16 protein-coding genes are annotated in these 17,408 nt (G+C 45.2%); all 16 read left to right on the forward strand.

Going from position 1 to position 17,408, the window contains the following annotated elements; translation table 11 throughout:
• Positions 1–16: 16 nt before the first annotated feature.
• The 16 genes from HMPREF0581_RS05060 to HMPREF0581_RS05135 all read left to right on the forward strand — a co-directional run bounded on the left by HMPREF0581_RS05060 (position 17) and on the right by HMPREF0581_RS05135 (position 17,340).
• The gene (locus HMPREF0581_RS05060) at positions 17–3,142 is read left to right on the forward strand and encodes a Cna B-type domain-containing protein (RefSeq protein ID WP_036380941.1); all 3,126 of its coding nucleotides are present in this window, start codon (positions 17–19) and stop codon (positions 3,140–3,142) included.
• Positions 3,143–3,550: 408 nt separating this feature from the next.
• Entirely contained in the window at positions 3,551–4,642 is a 1,092-nt protein-coding gene (tig, locus tag HMPREF0581_RS05065; protein WP_009644614.1) for a trigger factor, read from the forward strand.
• A gap of 143 nt (positions 4,643–4,785) precedes the next feature.
• The gene (gene nrdR / locus HMPREF0581_RS05070; protein WP_009644677.1) at positions 4,786–5,331 is read left to right on the forward strand and encodes a transcriptional regulator NrdR; all 546 of its coding nucleotides are present in this window, start codon (positions 4,786–4,788) and stop codon (positions 5,329–5,331) included.
• On the forward strand, positions 5,332–5,988 hold the full coding sequence (cmk, locus tag HMPREF0581_RS05075) for a (d)CMP kinase (protein WP_009644766.1): 657 nt from the start codon (positions 5,332–5,334) through the stop codon (positions 5,986–5,988).
• 32 nt (positions 5,989–6,020) lie between these two features.
• Positions 6,021–6,437, forward strand: coding sequence for a hypothetical protein (locus HMPREF0581_RS05080; RefSeq protein WP_009644803.1), 417 nt, complete (start codon positions 6,021–6,023; stop codon positions 6,435–6,437).
• A gap of 110 nt (positions 6,438–6,547) precedes the next feature.
• Complete coding sequence (gene radC, locus HMPREF0581_RS05085; protein ID WP_009644836.1) at positions 6,548–7,234, forward strand: RadC family protein; 687 nt, start codon at positions 6,548–6,550, stop codon at positions 7,232–7,234.
• Between the two features lie 22 nt (positions 7,235–7,256).
• On the forward strand, positions 7,257–7,985 hold the full coding sequence (locus HMPREF0581_RS05090; RefSeq protein WP_009644831.1) for an AAA family ATPase: 729 nt from the start codon (positions 7,257–7,259) through the stop codon (positions 7,983–7,985).
• 140 nt (positions 7,986–8,125) lie between these two features.
• Positions 8,126–9,655 (forward strand): ribonuclease Y, encoded by a 1,530-nt coding sequence (gene rny, locus HMPREF0581_RS05095; protein ID WP_334290776.1) that lies wholly within the window; start codon positions 8,126–8,128, stop codon positions 9,653–9,655.
• 134 nt (positions 9,656–9,789) lie between these two features.
• On the forward strand, positions 9,790–10,974 hold the full coding sequence (locus tag HMPREF0581_RS05100) for a cysteine desulfurase family protein (protein ID WP_009644698.1): 1,185 nt from the start codon (positions 9,790–9,792) through the stop codon (positions 10,972–10,974).
• Positions 10,975–10,982: 8 nt separating this feature from the next.
• Positions 10,983–12,167 (forward strand): tRNA uracil 4-sulfurtransferase ThiI, encoded by a 1,185-nt coding sequence (gene thiI, locus HMPREF0581_RS05105; RefSeq protein WP_009644776.1) that lies wholly within the window; start codon positions 10,983–10,985, stop codon positions 12,165–12,167.
• A gap of 77 nt (positions 12,168–12,244) precedes the next feature.
• Positions 12,245–13,270: a signal peptide peptidase SppA gene (sppA, locus tag HMPREF0581_RS05110; RefSeq protein WP_009644723.1), complete on the forward strand. Its 1,026-nt coding sequence runs from the start codon at positions 12,245–12,247 to the stop codon at positions 13,268–13,270.
• 19 nt (positions 13,271–13,289) lie between these two features.
• Entirely contained in the window at positions 13,290–13,994 is a 705-nt protein-coding gene (gene pyrH / locus HMPREF0581_RS05115) for a UMP kinase (protein ID WP_009644665.1), read from the forward strand.
• A 58-nt stretch (positions 13,995–14,052) separates the two neighbouring features.
• Complete coding sequence (frr, locus tag HMPREF0581_RS05120) at positions 14,053–14,601, forward strand: ribosome recycling factor (protein ID WP_009644610.1); 549 nt, start codon at positions 14,053–14,055, stop codon at positions 14,599–14,601.
• 50 nt (positions 14,602–14,651) lie between these two features.
• Positions 14,652–15,395 (forward strand): isoprenyl transferase, encoded by a 744-nt coding sequence (locus HMPREF0581_RS05125; protein ID WP_036380948.1) that lies wholly within the window; start codon positions 14,652–14,654, stop codon positions 15,393–15,395.
• Positions 15,395–16,177, forward strand: coding sequence for a phosphatidate cytidylyltransferase (locus HMPREF0581_RS05130; RefSeq protein WP_036380951.1), 783 nt, complete (start codon positions 15,395–15,397; stop codon positions 16,175–16,177). Before HMPREF0581_RS05125 ends, HMPREF0581_RS05130 begins: the two co-directional genes overlap by 1 nt.
• 14 nt (positions 16,178–16,191) lie before the next feature.
• The gene (locus tag HMPREF0581_RS05135) at positions 16,192–17,340 is read left to right on the forward strand and encodes a 1-deoxy-D-xylulose-5-phosphate reductoisomerase (protein ID WP_009644635.1); all 1,149 of its coding nucleotides are present in this window, start codon (positions 16,192–16,194) and stop codon (positions 17,338–17,340) included.
• Positions 17,341–17,408 lie beyond the last annotated feature (68 nt).

Raw genomic sequence — 17,408 nt, forward strand, 5'->3', positions numbered from 1 at the left:
GCATATGAGGTTCGTGATGAGAAGAATGATAGAAAAATTTAAATCCAACAAACAGACGGCTTACCGCAATATAGCAGCGAGAGTTTCCTTATGCTGCCTGCTCATAGCTCTTGCGGTTCCGCTATCCGGAGTTGTGGCAGATACAGAAGGAACGGCTGCTTTAAATGATTTTACTTCGGAAAATCGTTTGAATATGATTAAACCGCAGGATGCCGGCAGGCTCAGAGCCGGACGACATAAGGTTTGGCTTGACGGAACACTGGGGCTGGGTGTTTCTAAATCTCTTGTTCAGGGCGCCAATGATGAAATTCGTGAGACAGATGATGAGGGTAAAATAACATTGCCTTCGGACAGTGGGTTTAATGCTAAATATAAGCTTAAGGGATGGTACAACATAAAGACAGGGGATTACTATTCTCCGGGGCAGAGGGTTACATTCCAAGAAAATACCGTGCTTTACGCGGATTGGGTGCAAGCCGATTATAATCTTAAACCTAAGGGTGAGCCTCTTGTAGCTAATCAGCCTGATACGAGCAGCTTTGTCAGAACCGATATGTTTGACTATAATGAAATATTTAATGCGAAACACGGTGCAAAGGCACTTACAGGCATTAATTATCATACAGAGATTTGGGAAGATTATAAAAAGTGGACAGGCTCGGACGGCAAAGAATATGAGAGCTTCCTGTTTACCAACTGGTATAACTATAATAAGACTCATCCCGATCTCAATACTTTGGGCTTCCCTAAAAATTTGACAAACAATAGGAACAGATATACAAGCGATCTTGGCGGCTACACCATCACAAAGGACATCGTTGACAGTCATAATCATCAGATTATTAAGGATTTGTTTACAAAAAATTCTGTGCCGGGAAGAGAATATCTAGGGCGCGGTGATAAGCTTTTCCAATATGATGAAGATGGTTCCCTGACAGGAAGCAAATTCGGAAAGGGTTATTACTTTTACGATAGCGATAAAAACGGTGCGGACTATAACAAGGCTGAACAGCGCTTTTATGTATATAAAGACAAGCAATTTATCCAGAATCAGGACAGCGGACAGGATAAAACTCCGGGATTTATGCCTTTTGAGCATGGGACTGTGCATGAGCTTACAGGTCAGACTAATTACTGGTTCGGAATGAAGACGGATGTAGATTTCTTCCTGCCGGATGATGTGGGAAGCCACAGCGGCAAGGGTAACCAATCCGCGGCGGGTAAGGACATGCGATTTTACTTTAGCGGCGATGACGATGTTTGGATATTTGTCGATGGCGTAAAAGTGCTCGATCTCGGCGGTATTCACAGGAGAATGTCAGGCGATATCAACTTCTCGACCGGGGAGATACGCTATGAGAATCCGGAAACCCACGCACTTATGAGTACCGATACAACGACGCTTAAGAAGATTAAGAGCGGTAATCATAAGTTGACAATCTACTATTTGGAGCGCGGTTCATCGAAGTCCAACTGCTCGATATATTTCAACCTGGCACCGCGTTACAGTCTCGAAATCGATAAGTTCGATGCTGTAAATCACAGCCAGAAGCTGAAGGATGCCGAGTTCTCTATTTATGCGGATAAGGACTGCACTATTCCGGCGCAGCTATGGCGTAATGAGGAGGATTGCAAGGCTAATGAACCTTCACAGAATGTATTCAAGACGGGCATTGACGGTAAGATAAGCTGCTATGGGCTTTCCGCAAACCGAACATACTATATCAAAGAGACAAAGGCTCCGTCTTCATATCCTTCCGTTGCCGATAAGGTTATACGCTTAAAGTTGGATTCTACGGGTAATGCCACATTGCTTGACCATGATGATATGGTGTCTTTGGTATCAGATGGCGGAAATCAGAAGCTGCAGCTGCATGTCATGAACAAGAAGCCGGAGAAGACCTCTGTGGAGGTTCTCAAGAAGTGGTACAACGATGACGGAAGCGAGATTAACGGAGCGGTTCCAAAGTCAGTTAAGGTTGCGCTGTATCGCAGTAAAACACCAAATACAGGTGGCGGCAGCGGCGCGCGCGTTCCGGTCAATTTTACCACGCAGTATTTCGGAAGCGGTAATGGAAGCAATACTGATACTTCGCCTTTGACGCCCGGAGATTATAAATTCAGCACCACAGCGACATCCGGCGGCGGCATTGAATTTACGCTGGAAACAAAAGGTCATAACGGGAAGAAGGATGTCGGAATTTATTCCGTAACGGCTAACGGACGAACAATACGACCGAGCAAAGTTCAGGACTGGTCTGAACAAAATTGTTATATAGGCGGAAGATGGGGCGTTTATCCATACAGTAAAGCCACCTACAAGATAGATCCTATTGTAGACGGAACTGATATTAAGATTACACTGATTGGATATTTGAACTACGATCATACCGGGATTCCGGCGGTGTCACAATCTCTCTCTATGTCTGTAAAGGAGACCGGCAATCCGCAGAATCCGACTGAGACTCTACCGTCGGATGCCGTAAAGGTGACAGATTCGGGTGTTGATAATCCTGTTGTTCTTAACAAGGAAAATAATTGGTACAAAAAGTGGGATAACCTACCGGCAAAGGATAACCAAGGGCATCAGTATTACTATTATGTCAAGGAAGAGCCGGTGGACGGCTATTCGACATCATATACAGGAAACGGAGTGCTCAACGGAATCATCAATATCAATAACGTAAGGATTCGTGACATAGGCATACGGAAGAAGTGGCTTAATGTAAACGGCACGGAGATGGCGCCGAATGAACGACCCGATATCCCGATCAATGCGGTGTTGATACAAATTGATGAGACGGATAATACTACAAGAGCGATTCCCGTATTATTGAACAAAAGCAACAACTGGAGCAAATCCTGGCGGCGCGATAACGAAGAGCTTGCAGAAAAGAAAGGACACAAGTATAGGTATAAGGTTCGCGAGATTTCACAGATTGAAGGCTATGATACGACCTACAACAATAATAACGGGGCTCAAGAGGGTGTAATAGAGATCGTCAATAAACAACAGCTATATAAGCTGCCTTCTGCCGGCGGGATGGGAACGTACCTGTTTAACATCATCGGCACCATGCTGATCACAATTGCGGTTCTGATGTATAGATCATCACGAGCAAGAAGGCTTAAGGCAAAATAACAGCACCGGAAGATAAAATCTGATGCGGATAAGGTATTAACAGTCTGTTGAGGGTGATTTATAATCCGAGCCGGTTATTGTTCCGTTATTGCCGGTCTGATTCTTAAAGAACGATCTCTTTAAATAATGATATAGAGGATACGAGAAGCGGAGCAGTCTGACTTCACGTATCCTTTAAGCTATATAAAGGGCTTGTGTGGACCTTTTCTGTGCATACATGCATATTTCAGGCAAACTCACAGGTACACGCGTCCGGCCTGAATGTAAATACAAGTCTCATTTTGAAATTGTAATACTCGTGTGGTTACTGTGAAACTCGTTGAACGCTCAAATTCGCTGTGGTAAGATGTAGTAGGTTTTAACTTATAACAAAAATACTGACGTTATACTATATATGAGAGGGTTAATATGTCACATGGAAGAATAGCAAGGTCGGCGATGATGGCGACAATTGTGGCTTCTATCTTGGTGCTCACGGCGTGCGGGGGTGCATCTGTACCGGACAAGTATAATTACGATGACTTCACCAAGTATGTCAAGCTCGGCAGATACAAAAATCTTGAATACACAAAGTCAAATCCCAACGTTTCGGACGCTGAAGTGCAGGACGCAATCACAGCGGCGTTGGATAAGGCCAAAAAGAAGACAGAGGTTAAGGAAGGTACTGCTGAAGCAAATAGTATAGTGAATATCGACTATACCGGCAAGATCAACGGAAGAAAGTTTGATGGTGGAACTGCCAAAGGCTATGAGCTCAATCTTGCTGACAGCAATTTCATCAGCGGATTTGCAGAACAGGTTGTGGGACACAAGGTTGGCGAGACTTTCGATATCAATGTTACATTCCCGGCTAATTATTCTAATAATTCGGAGCTTTCAGGCAAGGCGGCCGTGTTCACTATCAAGATTAATTCGATAGTCAAGACAGTTATTCCTGAGTACAACGATGAGTTTGTAACTAAAAACACTAAATTCAAAACCAAGGCCGAATACGAGAAGAACATCAAAAAGCAGCTTCTCAAGGACAAGAAAGCCAAGGCTGCAAGCGCAGAAAAGCAGGAAATATTCTCGCAGATACTCGAAGCGAGCAAGATTAAAAAATATCCCGATAAGGAGCTCAAGGCTGCATACAATAGTATGATTAGCACTTACAAAGAGCTGGCCAAGAAAAACGATACATCCTATGAGAATTATCTTAAGAACAATCTCGGAATGGATAAAGCGACCTTCGAGAAGCAGGCAAATACAGCAGCCAAGAATACAGTTAGACAGGAACTGGTTCTACATGCACTGGCAGAGAAATATAAGATAAAGATCACAGATAGCGAATACAACGATTATCTCGATAAGCTTCTTAAGGATGCAGGCTATACCCGTTCTCAGTATGAGAAGGCCTCCGGCATGAAAATTGAGAAATATGCGGAGCAGAATAATCTGTTTGATACCATGCTCTATGAAAGAGTGATGGATAAGGTCTTAAAGGACAGTATAGCGAAGTAAATTAATAAATATAATTAGGCTAATCTTAATGAGCGACTTTACGGAGCCGCTCATTTATTGATATAATTTTGATTGTAAGATTATAAATTTATGCAGGTATGACGATAGCGGTTTAGCTCATAGATTTGACATGGAGGAACAAGATGAAGTGCCCTTACTGCGGTAACCCTGATACTAAGGTAGTTGATTCCAGGCCTGTGGAAGAAGGCCTGGCTATTAGAAGGCGTCGCGAATGCGACAAGTGCCACAAGCGTTTTACAACATTTGAGAAAATCGAGAATTCATTGCTCGTTGTGATTAAGAGTGACGGTTCAAGGGAAAGTTTCGATCGCAACAAGCTGATCAACGGGGTTCTCAAGGCTTGCGAAAAGACAAAGGTTAAGTACGATGACGTGCAGAGAATCGCTGACAATATCGAGCGCGGGCTCAACAATACTATGGAGAAGGAAATCGACAGCAAGATGATTGGTGCGCTTATCATGGATGAGCTTCGTGATCTCGATCAGGTTGCGTATGTCAGGTTTGCGTCTGTATATCACAGATTCACTGATGTTGACACCTTCGTTAAGGAAATCAACAGCTTGCTTGAGAAGGACCGCAAGGGGCATGACGCAGAGAGATATGTCAAGGAGACTGCAGGGGAAGAGGGAACTTCAGAAAACGCAGCAAAGGACGAGAAGGAAGACTAGATGATCAGAATCGCTATAGATGGTCCCGGCGGAGCAGGCAAGAGCACTATTGCAAAGCTCGTAGGCAATAAGCTTGGATTGGAGTACATAGATACAGGTGCGATGTACCGTGCTATAGGCCTCAAGCTGAATAGAGAGAGAATATCTCCGAATGATATTGAGGCTATTCGTGAGTCTCTCGATAATACGAGCATTGATTTTGTAGACGGGAAGATTATCCTTGATGATGAGGATGTTAGTGATATTATCAGGACGCAAGAGATATCCAAGCTGGCATCGATGTATTCACAGATACCTGATGTGCGAACCAAGCTGGTTGATATTCAGCGTAGAATTGCCGGTGGCAAAGGTGTGATTATGGACGGACGGGATATAGGTACGAACGTGCTGACAGATGCAGAGCTCAAGATTTTCCTCACCGCCGCTCCGATGATTCGTGCTCGCAGGCGATATGATGAGCTGGTGTCAAAGGGAGTTCAGGCGGTTTTCAATGACATATATGATGATATAAAAGACCGCGATTATCAGGATTCGCATAGGAAGCTTAATCCGCTTGTGAAGGCTGAGGATGCCGTCCTGCTCGATACGTCAGAAATGAGTATAGAAGAGGTTGTTGATGCTATATCAGCGGAGGCTGACAGGGTCTCGGCAAAATAGGTTATAAATTTACGATTTGGAGGCGTTATAGGATGAAGGAAAGTGCAGTTGCCTTAGGGAAGGTGAGAGGCTATTGCTATCTGATTTTTTTATTCGATATACTGCTGCTGTTTCATAATGAAATAGCTGTTTTTTTCGGTGCCGCTGACCGCAAGATTCTATATGGCTTTGTTGCCATTATTCTGTTTCAGACAGTGTTAAGCATTCTCTACGTGGTCAAGTACGTTACAACAGTCAACAACAAGGACAAGAAGCGCAAAGAGATAGTGATGTATGCTGCTCGCCTTAGATACTGCTTTATGTTTATGCTGGTCCTGCTTGGGGCTATCGTGCTGAATTTCTCGATGCTCTCCAATATGATGGTCGAGAAGGCGTTGATAATGGTACTGGTGTTGATGCTGTTGATTTCTCTTAAGAATCTGACTATATTGGAAAGAAGACGCTTTTAACTATGATAAAATATCTGTAATTGAGGATTTTTATGCCCTGTCTGTGCTTGTTGCAGGCGGGGTGTTTTGATATAATTTCAGTGTGTTGCTCTCGAGAGAGGGTTGTTAAAATGAATATTGTAAATAGCAATTTGTACAAGCTTCCACAGGAGAAATTGCTCTACTCCGGTGCGTCGGCATTAACCGATGTGGAGCTACTCGCACTAATACTCAGAACCGGCACTGCTGACAGGAAGGTGCTGGAGTTGGCGCGTGATGTGATGGCATATGCAGACAATCTATCGCAGGAGCTCTGCAATGTTGATGTCAGAGAACTCCTTAATATCAACGGTATTGGAGTGAGCAAGGCCTGCTCAATAGTTGCCAGCATGGAACTCGCCAGACGGGTTCGAGAACCGAGCACTGCATCCGGCATAACGATTAGAACCGCGAGTGATGTAGCTGAGCTGTTCATGAAACGGATGCGCGGTGAGAAGCGTGAGCACGTTCAGATGTTTCTGCTAAATTCTAAGTGCAATGTAGAATCGGAATACACAGTTTCAATTGGAGCGCTTAATTCGGCAGAGCTTAATCCTCGCGAAGTGTATAGTGTTGCTATCAGAAGGAGTGCAGCGGCAATCATATTGGCGCATAATCACCCAAGTGGAGATCCAGAGCCCAGCAATGTAGATATTATATCTACCAGAAGAATCGAGGCGGCAGGTGAGCTTGTAGGAATTAAGCTTTTGGACCACGTAATTGTCGGTTATGAAAGGTATGTTAGCCTTAGAGCTGAAGGGTACATTGAACAGGAATAGCTAATACGGAAAGAGTGCGAAAGTGTCAACAACAATATATATTACGTCGGGAAAAGGCGGTACAGGCAAATCAACATTTGCCGCTAATCTTGGACTAACGCTTGCGTATATGGGCAAACGCGTTATTTTGCTTGATATGAATATGGGAATGAGGGATCTTGATCTTTATGTTGGTGCTCAAAACCAGGCAATTTTTGACATATATGATGTGATAATGAGAACCTGCGAACCGGGGGATGCTATTATCGCATCCGAATTCGCAGACAAATTATCGATTATTCCTGCTCACCAAGGCGGAGAGTGGATTGATATCTCACGGGCTGACGTTGATGAGTTGATTGAGTATTTGAGTGATGAATATGATGTCATAATTATGGACGGAGCGCCGGGGATAAATCGTGCAGTTGATCTGTGCTACGGTTCAGCGGATGAGGTAGTTATCGTCACAACACCGGATTATGCTGCGATCAGAGATGCAGATGCGATTGAAGATAGGCTTATCAAGTGCGAGGTTATGAACAGGCATTACGTCATCAACCGTATGCTTCCTGAACTTGAAGCGATGGGGTGTGTGCCCAGACTGGCAGAAATAGACATACGATTTAGGTCGGAACTTCTCGGAGTCATTATGGAAGATGAGAATATCCGCGCTTCATGTAATATAGGTATTCCGATTGTTGCAAAAAGAGATACTTACATCGCCAGGAACTTTGACAAGATGGCGGAACGTGTCATTAGAGAGATTCTCTAGCTGTTGACTATATTTTCATTAAAATATATAATTAATCAGTGCGAGTTTAAACACGCAATGTTTATTTTTTAGTACGAATAAGCAAACATTTTACTGTATAACTAATATTGAATAAGGAGTTAAGCATGACACCGCTGTTAATAACTGTAGTGGCAGGGATTGTATTCCTGGTGATAGGACTGCTGCTAGGCTATGTTGTGCGTAAGCGTGTCGGAGAAAAAGAGATTGGAAGCGCAGAGCAGAAGGCTCAGAACATTATCCTGGATGCTGAGAATTCAGCTGAGAATATCAAGAAGGAAAAGGTGCTCGAGGCGAAGGAAGATGCTCATAAAATAAAGGAAGATCTCGAAAACGAAATACGTGATAGGCGCAACGAAGTAACAAGAACAGAGAGACGTATTCTTCAGAAGGAAGAGAACATCGAAAAGAAGCTGGAGAGCATTGAACGTAGAGAAGATGGCTTGTCTAAGCGTGAGCGTTCGATGGACGAGAAACACAAGGAAATCGATCGGTATTTGGAGAAGCAGATTGCTGAGCTGGAAAAGATTTCAGGATATTCGAAAGAAGAGGCTAAGCACATATTGCTTGCTGAGATAGAAAAGGATATCAGGAAGGATGCTTCAGCAATAATTACCAGGATAGAAGAAGAGACAAAGGATGAGGCAGACAAGAAGGCCAGAGAGATAATTACTCTCGCTATCCAGAGATGTGCTGCCGATCAGGTTGCCGAGACAACAGTTTCGGTTGTGAACCTTCCTAACGACGATATGAAGGGTCGTATTATCGGAAGAGAGGGAAGGAATATCAGGGCAATCGAGACGTTAACAGGAGTGGATCTGATTATCGATGATACACCTGAGGCTGTAATACTGTCGGGTTTTGATCCTGTCAGAAGAGAAATTGCCAAGAGAGCGCTTGAAAAGCTTATCTCAGACGGCAGAATCCACCCGGCGCGCATTGAAGAGATGGTACAGAAGGCTACCAAAGAGGTTAATAACATAATCAAGGAGGAGGGTGAGCAGGCTTGCTTCGAGACAGGCGTTCACAACCTGCATCCCGAGATGGTTAAGCTGTTGGGTAGACTTAAGTACAGAACTTCATATGGACAGAATGTCCTCAAGCATTCGGTTGAGGTTGCACTGCTAGCCGGAATGATGGCTTCAGAGCTTGGCTTGGACCCAAGGCTTGCCAAGAGGGCTGGACTGCTCCACGACATAGGCAAGTCGATAGATCATGAAGTTGAGGGAACACACGTAGAGATAGGTGTTAACATCTGTAAGAAATACAAGGAGTCCTGGAAGGTTATCAACGGAGTAGAGGCACATCATGGAGATGTCGAGGCGACAACTCTTGAGGCTGTTCTCGTCGGAGCTGCGGATGCATTATCGGCGGCAAGACCGGGCTCCAGAAGAGAGACGCTTGAAGCTTATATTAAAAGACTTGAAAGCCTTGAGAATATCGCCAACACCACTAAAGGTGTTGATAAATCCTACGCTATTCAGGCAGGAAGAGAGATTAGAGTTGCGGTTAAACCTAATCAGGTTAAGGATGATGAGATACCAATGCTTGCTAGAGAGATTGCTAAGAAAATCGAGGCAGAGCTTGAATATCCGGGAAACATCAAGGTAAACGTAGTCAGAGAGACTCGCGCAATAGATTATGCAAAGTAAAAGAAAGCTCTCCGCTTGCGGAGAGCTTTTTAAAGCAACGGGAAAACGACGTGTACCGGCACATTGTTGCAAACCGTATTTTTGATGAAGGGTGTACTGCTATTGTACAGTGCGAAGCAGACAGTGGGGAAAAGATGATATATCTAGACAATAGTGCGACAACTCGCCAATACGATGAAGTAACTGAGCTCGTGTATAAGCTGAGCCGGGAGGCCTTTGGCAACCCCTCCTCGCTCCATACATTAGGCCTAAACAGCTCGGAGATCATACGCACAGCGAGAGGTAGGGTTGCCAAAGCCTTACCGGCCGGTGGGGAGATTGTATTCAACTCAGGTGGCACGGAAGGTGATAATACAGCAATCTACGGCACAGCCAGAAAGCTGAGGCGCAGGGGCAACAAGGTGATAACTTCCAAGGTCGAGCATCCGGCAGTGCTGGAATCCTGCAAGAGACTGGCAGAGGACGGCTTCGAGGTGTGCTACCTGAATGTGGATAAGACAGGCGCACTAAAGCTTGATGAGCTCGAGCAGTCTATTGACGATAAAACAATACTTGTAACACTAATGGCTGTCAACAACGAGACAGGTATGATACAGCCGATTGTACCTGCCTGCGAGCTTGTTAAAAACTACAACAAGGAACACGGGACAAAAGTCATCTTTCATACGGATGCGGTACAGGCCTTCGGCAAGATGAGCTTCAGAAATGCACCGTTTGATCTGATTACGATCAGCGGACACAAGTTCCATGCGCCAAAGGGCGTTGGTGCGATGTATATGAAGTCAGGATTCACGCTCCCCGCCTTCATCACCGGAGGGGGACAGGAGAAGGGATACCGTTCCGGCACAGAGAACACCACAGATATAGCGGGACTCGGATTAGCTACAGAGCTGAGCTATGCTGATTTGGCAGGTATACAGAACAAGCTGTGTGCACTCAGCGATAGACTGCGTGATGGCTTGAGCTCGGAGCTGGATGATATAATGATTAACGGCACTGATGAAATCGGACTGGAGCTAGATGATTATGGCAAGCGCTGTCCATCCATTCTTAACGTATCCTTATTAGGTACCAGGGGTGAGGTAATACTGCACACTTTAGAGCAGGATGAGATATATGTGTCAACGGGTTCAGCGTGCTCATCGCACAAGACCGGCGACAGTCACGTGCTGCAGGCGATGGGATTAGGACACAGGGAGATTGAAGGCGCGATAAGGTTCAGCCTCTCTGAGTTCAATACTCTTGAAGAGATGGATGAGACTGTCGAGAAGGTTGCTGCTGCCGTCAATAGATTTAGAAGACTGGGTAGCTTCAGATAGGGGATAGGATGAACGAAAAAAATATTTATATTGTAAGGTGCGGAGAAGTTGCTCTTAAGGGCATGAATAAGCCTTATTTTGAGCGCGTACTGCTCGAGCGGGTACGTGGAGTGCTAAATAGCTATGATGACACCGAATCAAGATGGAACGACGGACTCATGATAGTCAAGGTACCTAAGGATATTGAGAGAGAAGAGATAATCAGAAAGATTTCAAAGGTATTCGGCGTTGCTTCAGTCAGTCCTGCTGTTGAAGCACCTAAGGATATTGAGGCAATTGGCGAGGCGACTGCTTCCTTTATGATGGATTTGATTCAAAAGGAAGATATCAAGACCTTTAAGGTCAAGGGCAAGAGGGCTGACAAGACATTCCCGATTCAGTCACCGGAGATTGGCCGCATAGTCGGTGCGAAGGTACTCAAGACCTGCAAGGTGCTCTCTGTCGATGTGCACCATCCTGACTGCGAGTTATACGTGGATGTACGGAGAGAATGCACTTATATTTTCAGAGATAAGATCAAGGGCTTCGGAGGGCTGCCGTTAGGCACTAACGGCAGGGGGCTGGTGCTGATGTCCGGTGGCATAGATAGTCCTGTTGCTGCGTTTATGATGGCTAAGAGGGGTATGCGCATAGAAGCTGTGCATTTTCATTCATATCCTTATACGAGTCCTCGTGCACAGCAGAAGGTTGAGGATTTATGTGCTGCGCTTGCGGGATACATGGGCACAATCAGGATGTACGTCATTAATTTGCTTCCTATTCAGGAGGAAATTGTCAAGAATTGTCCTGAGGATGAAACTACTCTGCTTGTCAGACGTTTCATGATGAGAATTGCTGAGGGAATTGCTGTCAGAAATAAGGATATGATGTTGATAACCGGCGAGGATCTCGGACAGGTTGCGAGCCAGACTGCTGAAGCGTTGGTTGTAACTGACAGCGTAGTCAAGATGCCTGTCATGAGGCCTCTGATTGCTATGGATAAGGTTGATATTATGGATAAGGCCAAGGAAATCGGAACCTACGACATCTCAATTCAGCCTTATGAGGATTGCTGCACGGTGTTCCTGCCTAAGCATCCGGTGACCAAGCCAAAGCTCAGTAAAATCGAGCAATCCGAGTCAGTGCTTGACGTTGAGAGCCTGGTTGAGGACGCAGTAGCTTCAGCTGAAGTAATTGATATAACACCTAGATAATAGGGGTGAATTTTGCTAACATATTAATAGAATTCAAATAGCTGATTTTAAGAATTTATGATTGACAGGAACTACATATGACAGATAATAACGATAAAAAGAAGAATGACGGTGACAAGCAAAACAAGCTATTCATACGAGAGAACACGTGGCTTGTGGTTGTGATCGTGGTGCTTGTGCTGGCATTTACAGTCGGAATTGTATTTACTTTGTTTTACAATCTCGGTTCTTCCGATAAAGGATCAGGCCGTAAATTTAGCCTTGGCAGTTCAGTTGCTGTGCTGGATGTCACGGGAGAGATTGGTGATACTAGCTTGAGGGCTGCGTACGACCACGACTGGACGATGTCGACCATAGGCGATCTTATAGATGATTCTTCCAACAGGGGTATTGTAATTCGTGTAAATTCGCCAGGCGGCAGCGTCTATACATCAGACGAGCTATACGAGGAGCTGCTCAAATATAAGAAGGAGACAGGTCGTCCGATATATGTGTATTTTCAGGATGAGGCAGCTTCAGGCGGATACTATATATCTATGGCTGCTGACAAGATATACGCTAATCGCAACACATGGACCGGATCAATAGGTGTTACTATGGGGACGCAGTACGATGTGACCGGTCTTCTGGATAAGCTGGGAATCAAGACTCACACCATCACCAGCGGACGCAATAAGGCTATGGGAAGCATGACCGCTGAGCTTACGGATGAACAGCGTCGGATCATGCAGAGCCTGATAGATGAGTCATACGATCAATTCGTCAAGATTGTAGCGAAGGGCAGAAATATGCCTGAGGAAAAGGTGCGAGAAATCGGAGACGGACGCATTTATTCTGCTAAACAGGCCAAGGCACTCGGACTGATTGATGAAATCTGCGGAGAAGAGGAATTCTTTGACAAGGTTAGGAAGATGGACGGACTCGAGGACGTTGATTTTGACTTCATGCATCCGGATACAAAGACAAGCTTTTTAGATATGCTTCAGCAGCTGATACAGTCTAAGAGTGAAATCGGAAAAGCCTCGGAATACCGGCAGTTGATAGATTTGTCAAAGAACGGTAATAAATTTAATATCAAATATTTGGCAGAGATCAGCAAATAGGAGCACACAAGGAGTTATCATGAGCATTAAATACAATAGAGTTTTGATAAAGCTTAGTGGTGAGGCGCTTGCCGGAGACGATAGGTTTGGAGTTAACCAAGATGTGACGCTGAGGACGGCACATCAGATCAAAGAGATTAGAGAAAATGGCGTTGACGTGGCGATAGTTGTCGGTGGAGGAAATTTTTTCCGAGGACGCACAGGCGGTAGTATCGACAGAGCGACGGCAGACTATATGGGTATGCTTGCTACTGTGATGAATGCGCTTGCGCTTCAGGACTCGCTGCTCTCTATCGGCTGTGGGGCTAAGGTCATGACGGCAATCGAGATCAGAGATATGGCAGAGGGGTATTCAAGGCGCAAGGCGCTGGATTATCTGGAAGAGGGCAAGGTTGTGATATTTGGCGGTGGAACGGGAAGTCCGTTCTTCTCCACTGATACAACTGCTGCACTCAGAGCTGCCGAGATGAATGCAGAGGTCATACTTATGGCAAAGGCAATCGATGCAGTGTACTCGGCAGATCCCAAGCTAGATCCTAACGCTGTAAGGTATGAGCATCTCACATATATGGATATCTTGGAGAAGGATCTCAAGGTTATGGACTTAACGGCGGCCACGCTTTGCAAGGATAACTCTATTAAGCTATATGTGTTTGCACTGGCAGAAGAGGGTGGACTGATGAAGGTTATAAATGGGGAGAACATAGGAACTCTAGTCGAGTAGTGACTCACCATTAATAAGGTATTATTTAACATTTATAAGAACCAGCATGGAGGAAATCATGGCTAAAAAGAGCTTAGAAGAGAAGATTGAAGTTACGAAATCCGTTCTTAAGGAGAATTTGAACACGGTGAGAGCAGGAAGAGCTAATCCGGCACTCCTGGACAAGGTTATGGTCAGCTATTACGGAACTATGACTCCGCTTAAGTCTCTATCCAACATCACAACGCCGGATCCGCGCACTCTGATGGTTACACCCTTTGATGCCGGCTCAATCAATGATATCGTGCACGCGCTTAATGAGGCTAATCTGGGTATTAATCCATCAAGTGATGGTAAGGTTATCAGACTTGCTATCCCTCAATTGACAGAGGAGAGACGTAAGGAACTCATGAAGCAGGTCAAGAAGTTTGGTGAGGATGCAAAGGTTGCGGTTCGTAACATCAGACGTGATGAGAACGAGGATTTCAAAAAGCAGGAAAAGGCTAACGAGATTACGGAGGATGAGCTCAAGAGTTCACTCGATAGCGTTCAGAAGAAGGTCGATAAGGCTGTAAAAGATATTGACGCTATCATAGAGGAGAAGAACAAAGAAGTAATGGCGGTATAATTCTCAGCGAACGTGGCTTTGTCACGTTTGCTCTTTTATGAGGTGTAGGGATGTCAGAGATTAACAAAATGCCTGCGCATGTAGCGGTGATTATGGACGGAAACGGTCGCTGGGCCAGGGGCAAGAACAGACCAAGGCTATTCGGACATAATGCGGGCATGCAGGCTATGAAGAAGATTGTCATAGCTGCATCGAATATGGGTATTAAATACCTGACAGTATATGCGTTTTCAACTGAGAATTGGAAGCGCAGCACAGAAGAGGTGTCGGGCATATTTAAACTGATAATCAAATATGTAGATTCGGAGCTCAAGGAGCTGATAGAGAACAATGTCCATATCAATATTTTGGGAAACTACAACATGTTGCCGGTAGACTCAATCGAAGCCATCGACAAACTCGTTGATAAGACAAAGGCTAACGACGGACTTGTATTCAACATCGCGCTCAACTACGGCGGCAGGGATGAAATCGTTCATGCTATAAATGAGATTATCATCGACAGGGAGGCGATGGCTGATCAGGGCGTTTCTGTAGATGTGACAGAGGACGAGGTGTCCAACCATCTCTATACCGGCGTGCTGCACAATGATATTCCGGATCCCGATCTCATTATTCGCACGAGTGGCGAGGAGCGCCTGTCAAATTTCTTGATATGGCAATCTGCTTACAGCGAGATGATGTTTACCGACACGCTGTGGCCTGACTATTCTCCGGAAGAATTCGCGGAGATGATAGGGGAGTTTTCTCATCGCAAGAGAAGATTTGGCGGAAGAGAAAAGGAAGATAGATAATGAAAACTAGGATTATTTCATCATTGGTTATGGTTCCGCTTTTGGCAGTTCTGTATTTTGGCGGCGTGTGGCTGGTAGCAGCTGCGCTTTTTATCTCGGTTGTGGGTGTAAAGGAATTCTATGATGGATTCAACGCATGTGATATCAAGCCTTCTCGTAAGATCGCTATTGCGATGGCGATTGTCCTCTATGCGGGTTATCTGATACTTGGTAACGTACCGGACTTCCTCGGAGTATGGATTGTTGTTGCCATCATGGCCAGCCTTGTGTACGGCTGGGATATCAAGAACCGCGGCACAAGCGATGCAATAGCGACTCTCACCGGTATCGTATATATAGTGCTGTTCCCGTATTTCATAGTTCTTATAGACGGAACTAAGTATAGACAACTCACCTGGCTGGTGCTGATTGCTGCATTCGGGGCAGATATAATGGCATATTTTACCGGCATGGCTATCGGTAAACACAAGATGGCTCCTAATCTCAGTCCTAAGAAGACTATCGAGGGGGCAGTCGGCGGGCTTATAGGTTCTGCGCTCTTTTCGGCACTGTTTGGATACTTTGTGATGCCGGAGATAGTCGTTAAATGTGCGATTATCGGAGCTATAGGCGGAGCTGTATCCATGGCCGGTGACCTTACTGCTTCAGCGTTTAAGAGGCAGATGGGAATCAAGGATTATGGCAATCTCATACCGGGACATGGCGGAATACTCGACAGATTTGACAGCGTGCTGTTTGTTGCGCCGTTTGTATATTATTTTTCGGTATTTGTCCTTCAATAAGGGTGGAGAAATAAATGGGAATTAAGAGAATCGTTTTGCTGGGCAGTACCGGTTCCATTGGAACTCAGGCCTTGGATATCGTAAGAGAAAATCCGGACAGATTCAAGGTTGCTGCACTTACATGCAGAAATAGAATACAAGAACTTATGAAACAGGTTAAGGAATTTAGTCCTGAGGCTGTATGCGTTGGAAATGAAGAATCAGCCGCACAAGTAAGTGCGGCTTTTCCTGCACTTGAAGTGTATATCGGAGATGATGGTCTTCGTGAGATTGTCAAAATTGACGCTGATATAGTGTTAAACGCTCTTATGGGCATAAGCGGTATGGCTCCAACATATGAGGCAATTTTGTCGGGAAGGGATATTGCGCTAGCCAACAAAGAGACTTTGGTCGCCGGCGGAAGCCTGATAATGGAATTGGCAACCAGGTGCGGTGTTAAAATCCTACCGGTCGATAGCGAACACAGTGCCATATTTCAATGCCTTGAGGGTAATCATGGAAGAGCGGTGAAGAGAATTTTACTCACCGCTTCAGGCGGACCTTTTAGAAACTATTCCATGACAGAACTCGAGAGAGTATCGCTTCGGGAAGCCCTTCGTCATCCTAAATGGAATATGGGACGCAAGATTACAATCGATTCTGCAACCATGATGAATAAGGGGCTTGAAGTTATTGAGGCGAAATGGCTGTTCGACATTGAACCGGAGAAAATTGATGTGCATGTGCACCCGGAGAGTATCGTTCATTCGATGGTTGAGTTTGCGGATACATCGATAATGGCGCAGCTGGGACTTCCGGATATGCGAATTCCTATAAGTCTGGCGCTGGGATATCCGGACAGACTGCAGTATTCCGGCAAGAGCCTCAACATGTTTGAGGAGGGTGCAAACCTTCACTTTGAAAAGCCTGATCTCGAGGTGTTCCAATGCCTTGCGATGGCTTATGAGGCAATTGGAGAGGGCGGCAGCTATCCTGTCATGCTTAACGGTGCTAACGAGGAGCTGGTAGCAATGCTGCTTGACGGTACGATTGAGTTCATAGATATCCAGCGCTCGCTGCGCAAGCTCATGGATGGGCATAGGGCTGTTGATCCATGTTCAATAGAGGATCTCCTTGAGATAGATAAAGAATCAAGAGCGCGAGCAAGGGAGCTCTTTGCTTAGGATCAATCCTCATGTAGACGCAGAAAATACTGATATAATATTTCACAAAACAGACGATATAATCGGAC

This window comes from Mogibacterium timidum ATCC 33093 (assembly GCF_000525775.1).
In the GTDB taxonomy this organism is placed as follows: domain Bacteria; phylum Bacillota; class Clostridia; order Peptostreptococcales; family Anaerovoracaceae; genus Mogibacterium; species Mogibacterium timidum.

Coding starts and splice junctions, on each gene's coding strand:
- HMPREF0581_RS05060 (WP_036380941.1), top strand. CDS start 17: ATGAGAAGAATGATAGAAAAATTTAAATCCAACAAACAGACGGCTTAC.
- tig (WP_009644614.1), top strand. CDS start 3,551: ATGTCACATGGAAGAATAGCAAGGTCGGCGATGATGGCGACAATTGTG.
- nrdR (WP_009644677.1), top strand. CDS start 4,786: ATGAAGTGCCCTTACTGCGGTAACCCTGATACTAAGGTAGTTGATTCC.
- cmk (WP_009644766.1), top strand. CDS start 5,332: ATGATCAGAATCGCTATAGATGGTCCCGGCGGAGCAGGCAAGAGCACT.
- HMPREF0581_RS05080 (WP_009644803.1), top strand. CDS start 6,021: ATGAAGGAAAGTGCAGTTGCCTTAGGGAAGGTGAGAGGCTATTGCTAT.
- radC (WP_009644836.1), top strand. CDS start 6,548: ATGAATATTGTAAATAGCAATTTGTACAAGCTTCCACAGGAGAAATTG.
- HMPREF0581_RS05100 (WP_009644698.1), top strand. CDS start 9,790: ATGATATATCTAGACAATAGTGCGACAACTCGCCAATACGATGAAGTA.
- thiI (WP_009644776.1), top strand. CDS start 10,983: ATGAACGAAAAAAATATTTATATTGTAAGGTGCGGAGAAGTTGCTCTT.
- sppA (WP_009644723.1), top strand. CDS start 12,245: ATGACAGATAATAACGATAAAAAGAAGAATGACGGTGACAAGCAAAAC.
- pyrH (WP_009644665.1), top strand. CDS start 13,290: ATGAGCATTAAATACAATAGAGTTTTGATAAAGCTTAGTGGTGAGGCG.
- frr (WP_009644610.1), top strand. CDS start 14,053: ATGGCTAAAAAGAGCTTAGAAGAGAAGATTGAAGTTACGAAATCCGTT.
- HMPREF0581_RS05125 (WP_036380948.1), top strand. CDS start 14,652: ATGTCAGAGATTAACAAAATGCCTGCGCATGTAGCGGTGATTATGGAC.
- HMPREF0581_RS05130 (WP_036380951.1), top strand. CDS start 15,395: ATGAAAACTAGGATTATTTCATCATTGGTTATGGTTCCGCTTTTGGCA.
- HMPREF0581_RS05135 (WP_009644635.1), top strand. CDS start 16,192: ATGGGAATTAAGAGAATCGTTTTGCTGGGCAGTACCGGTTCCATTGGA.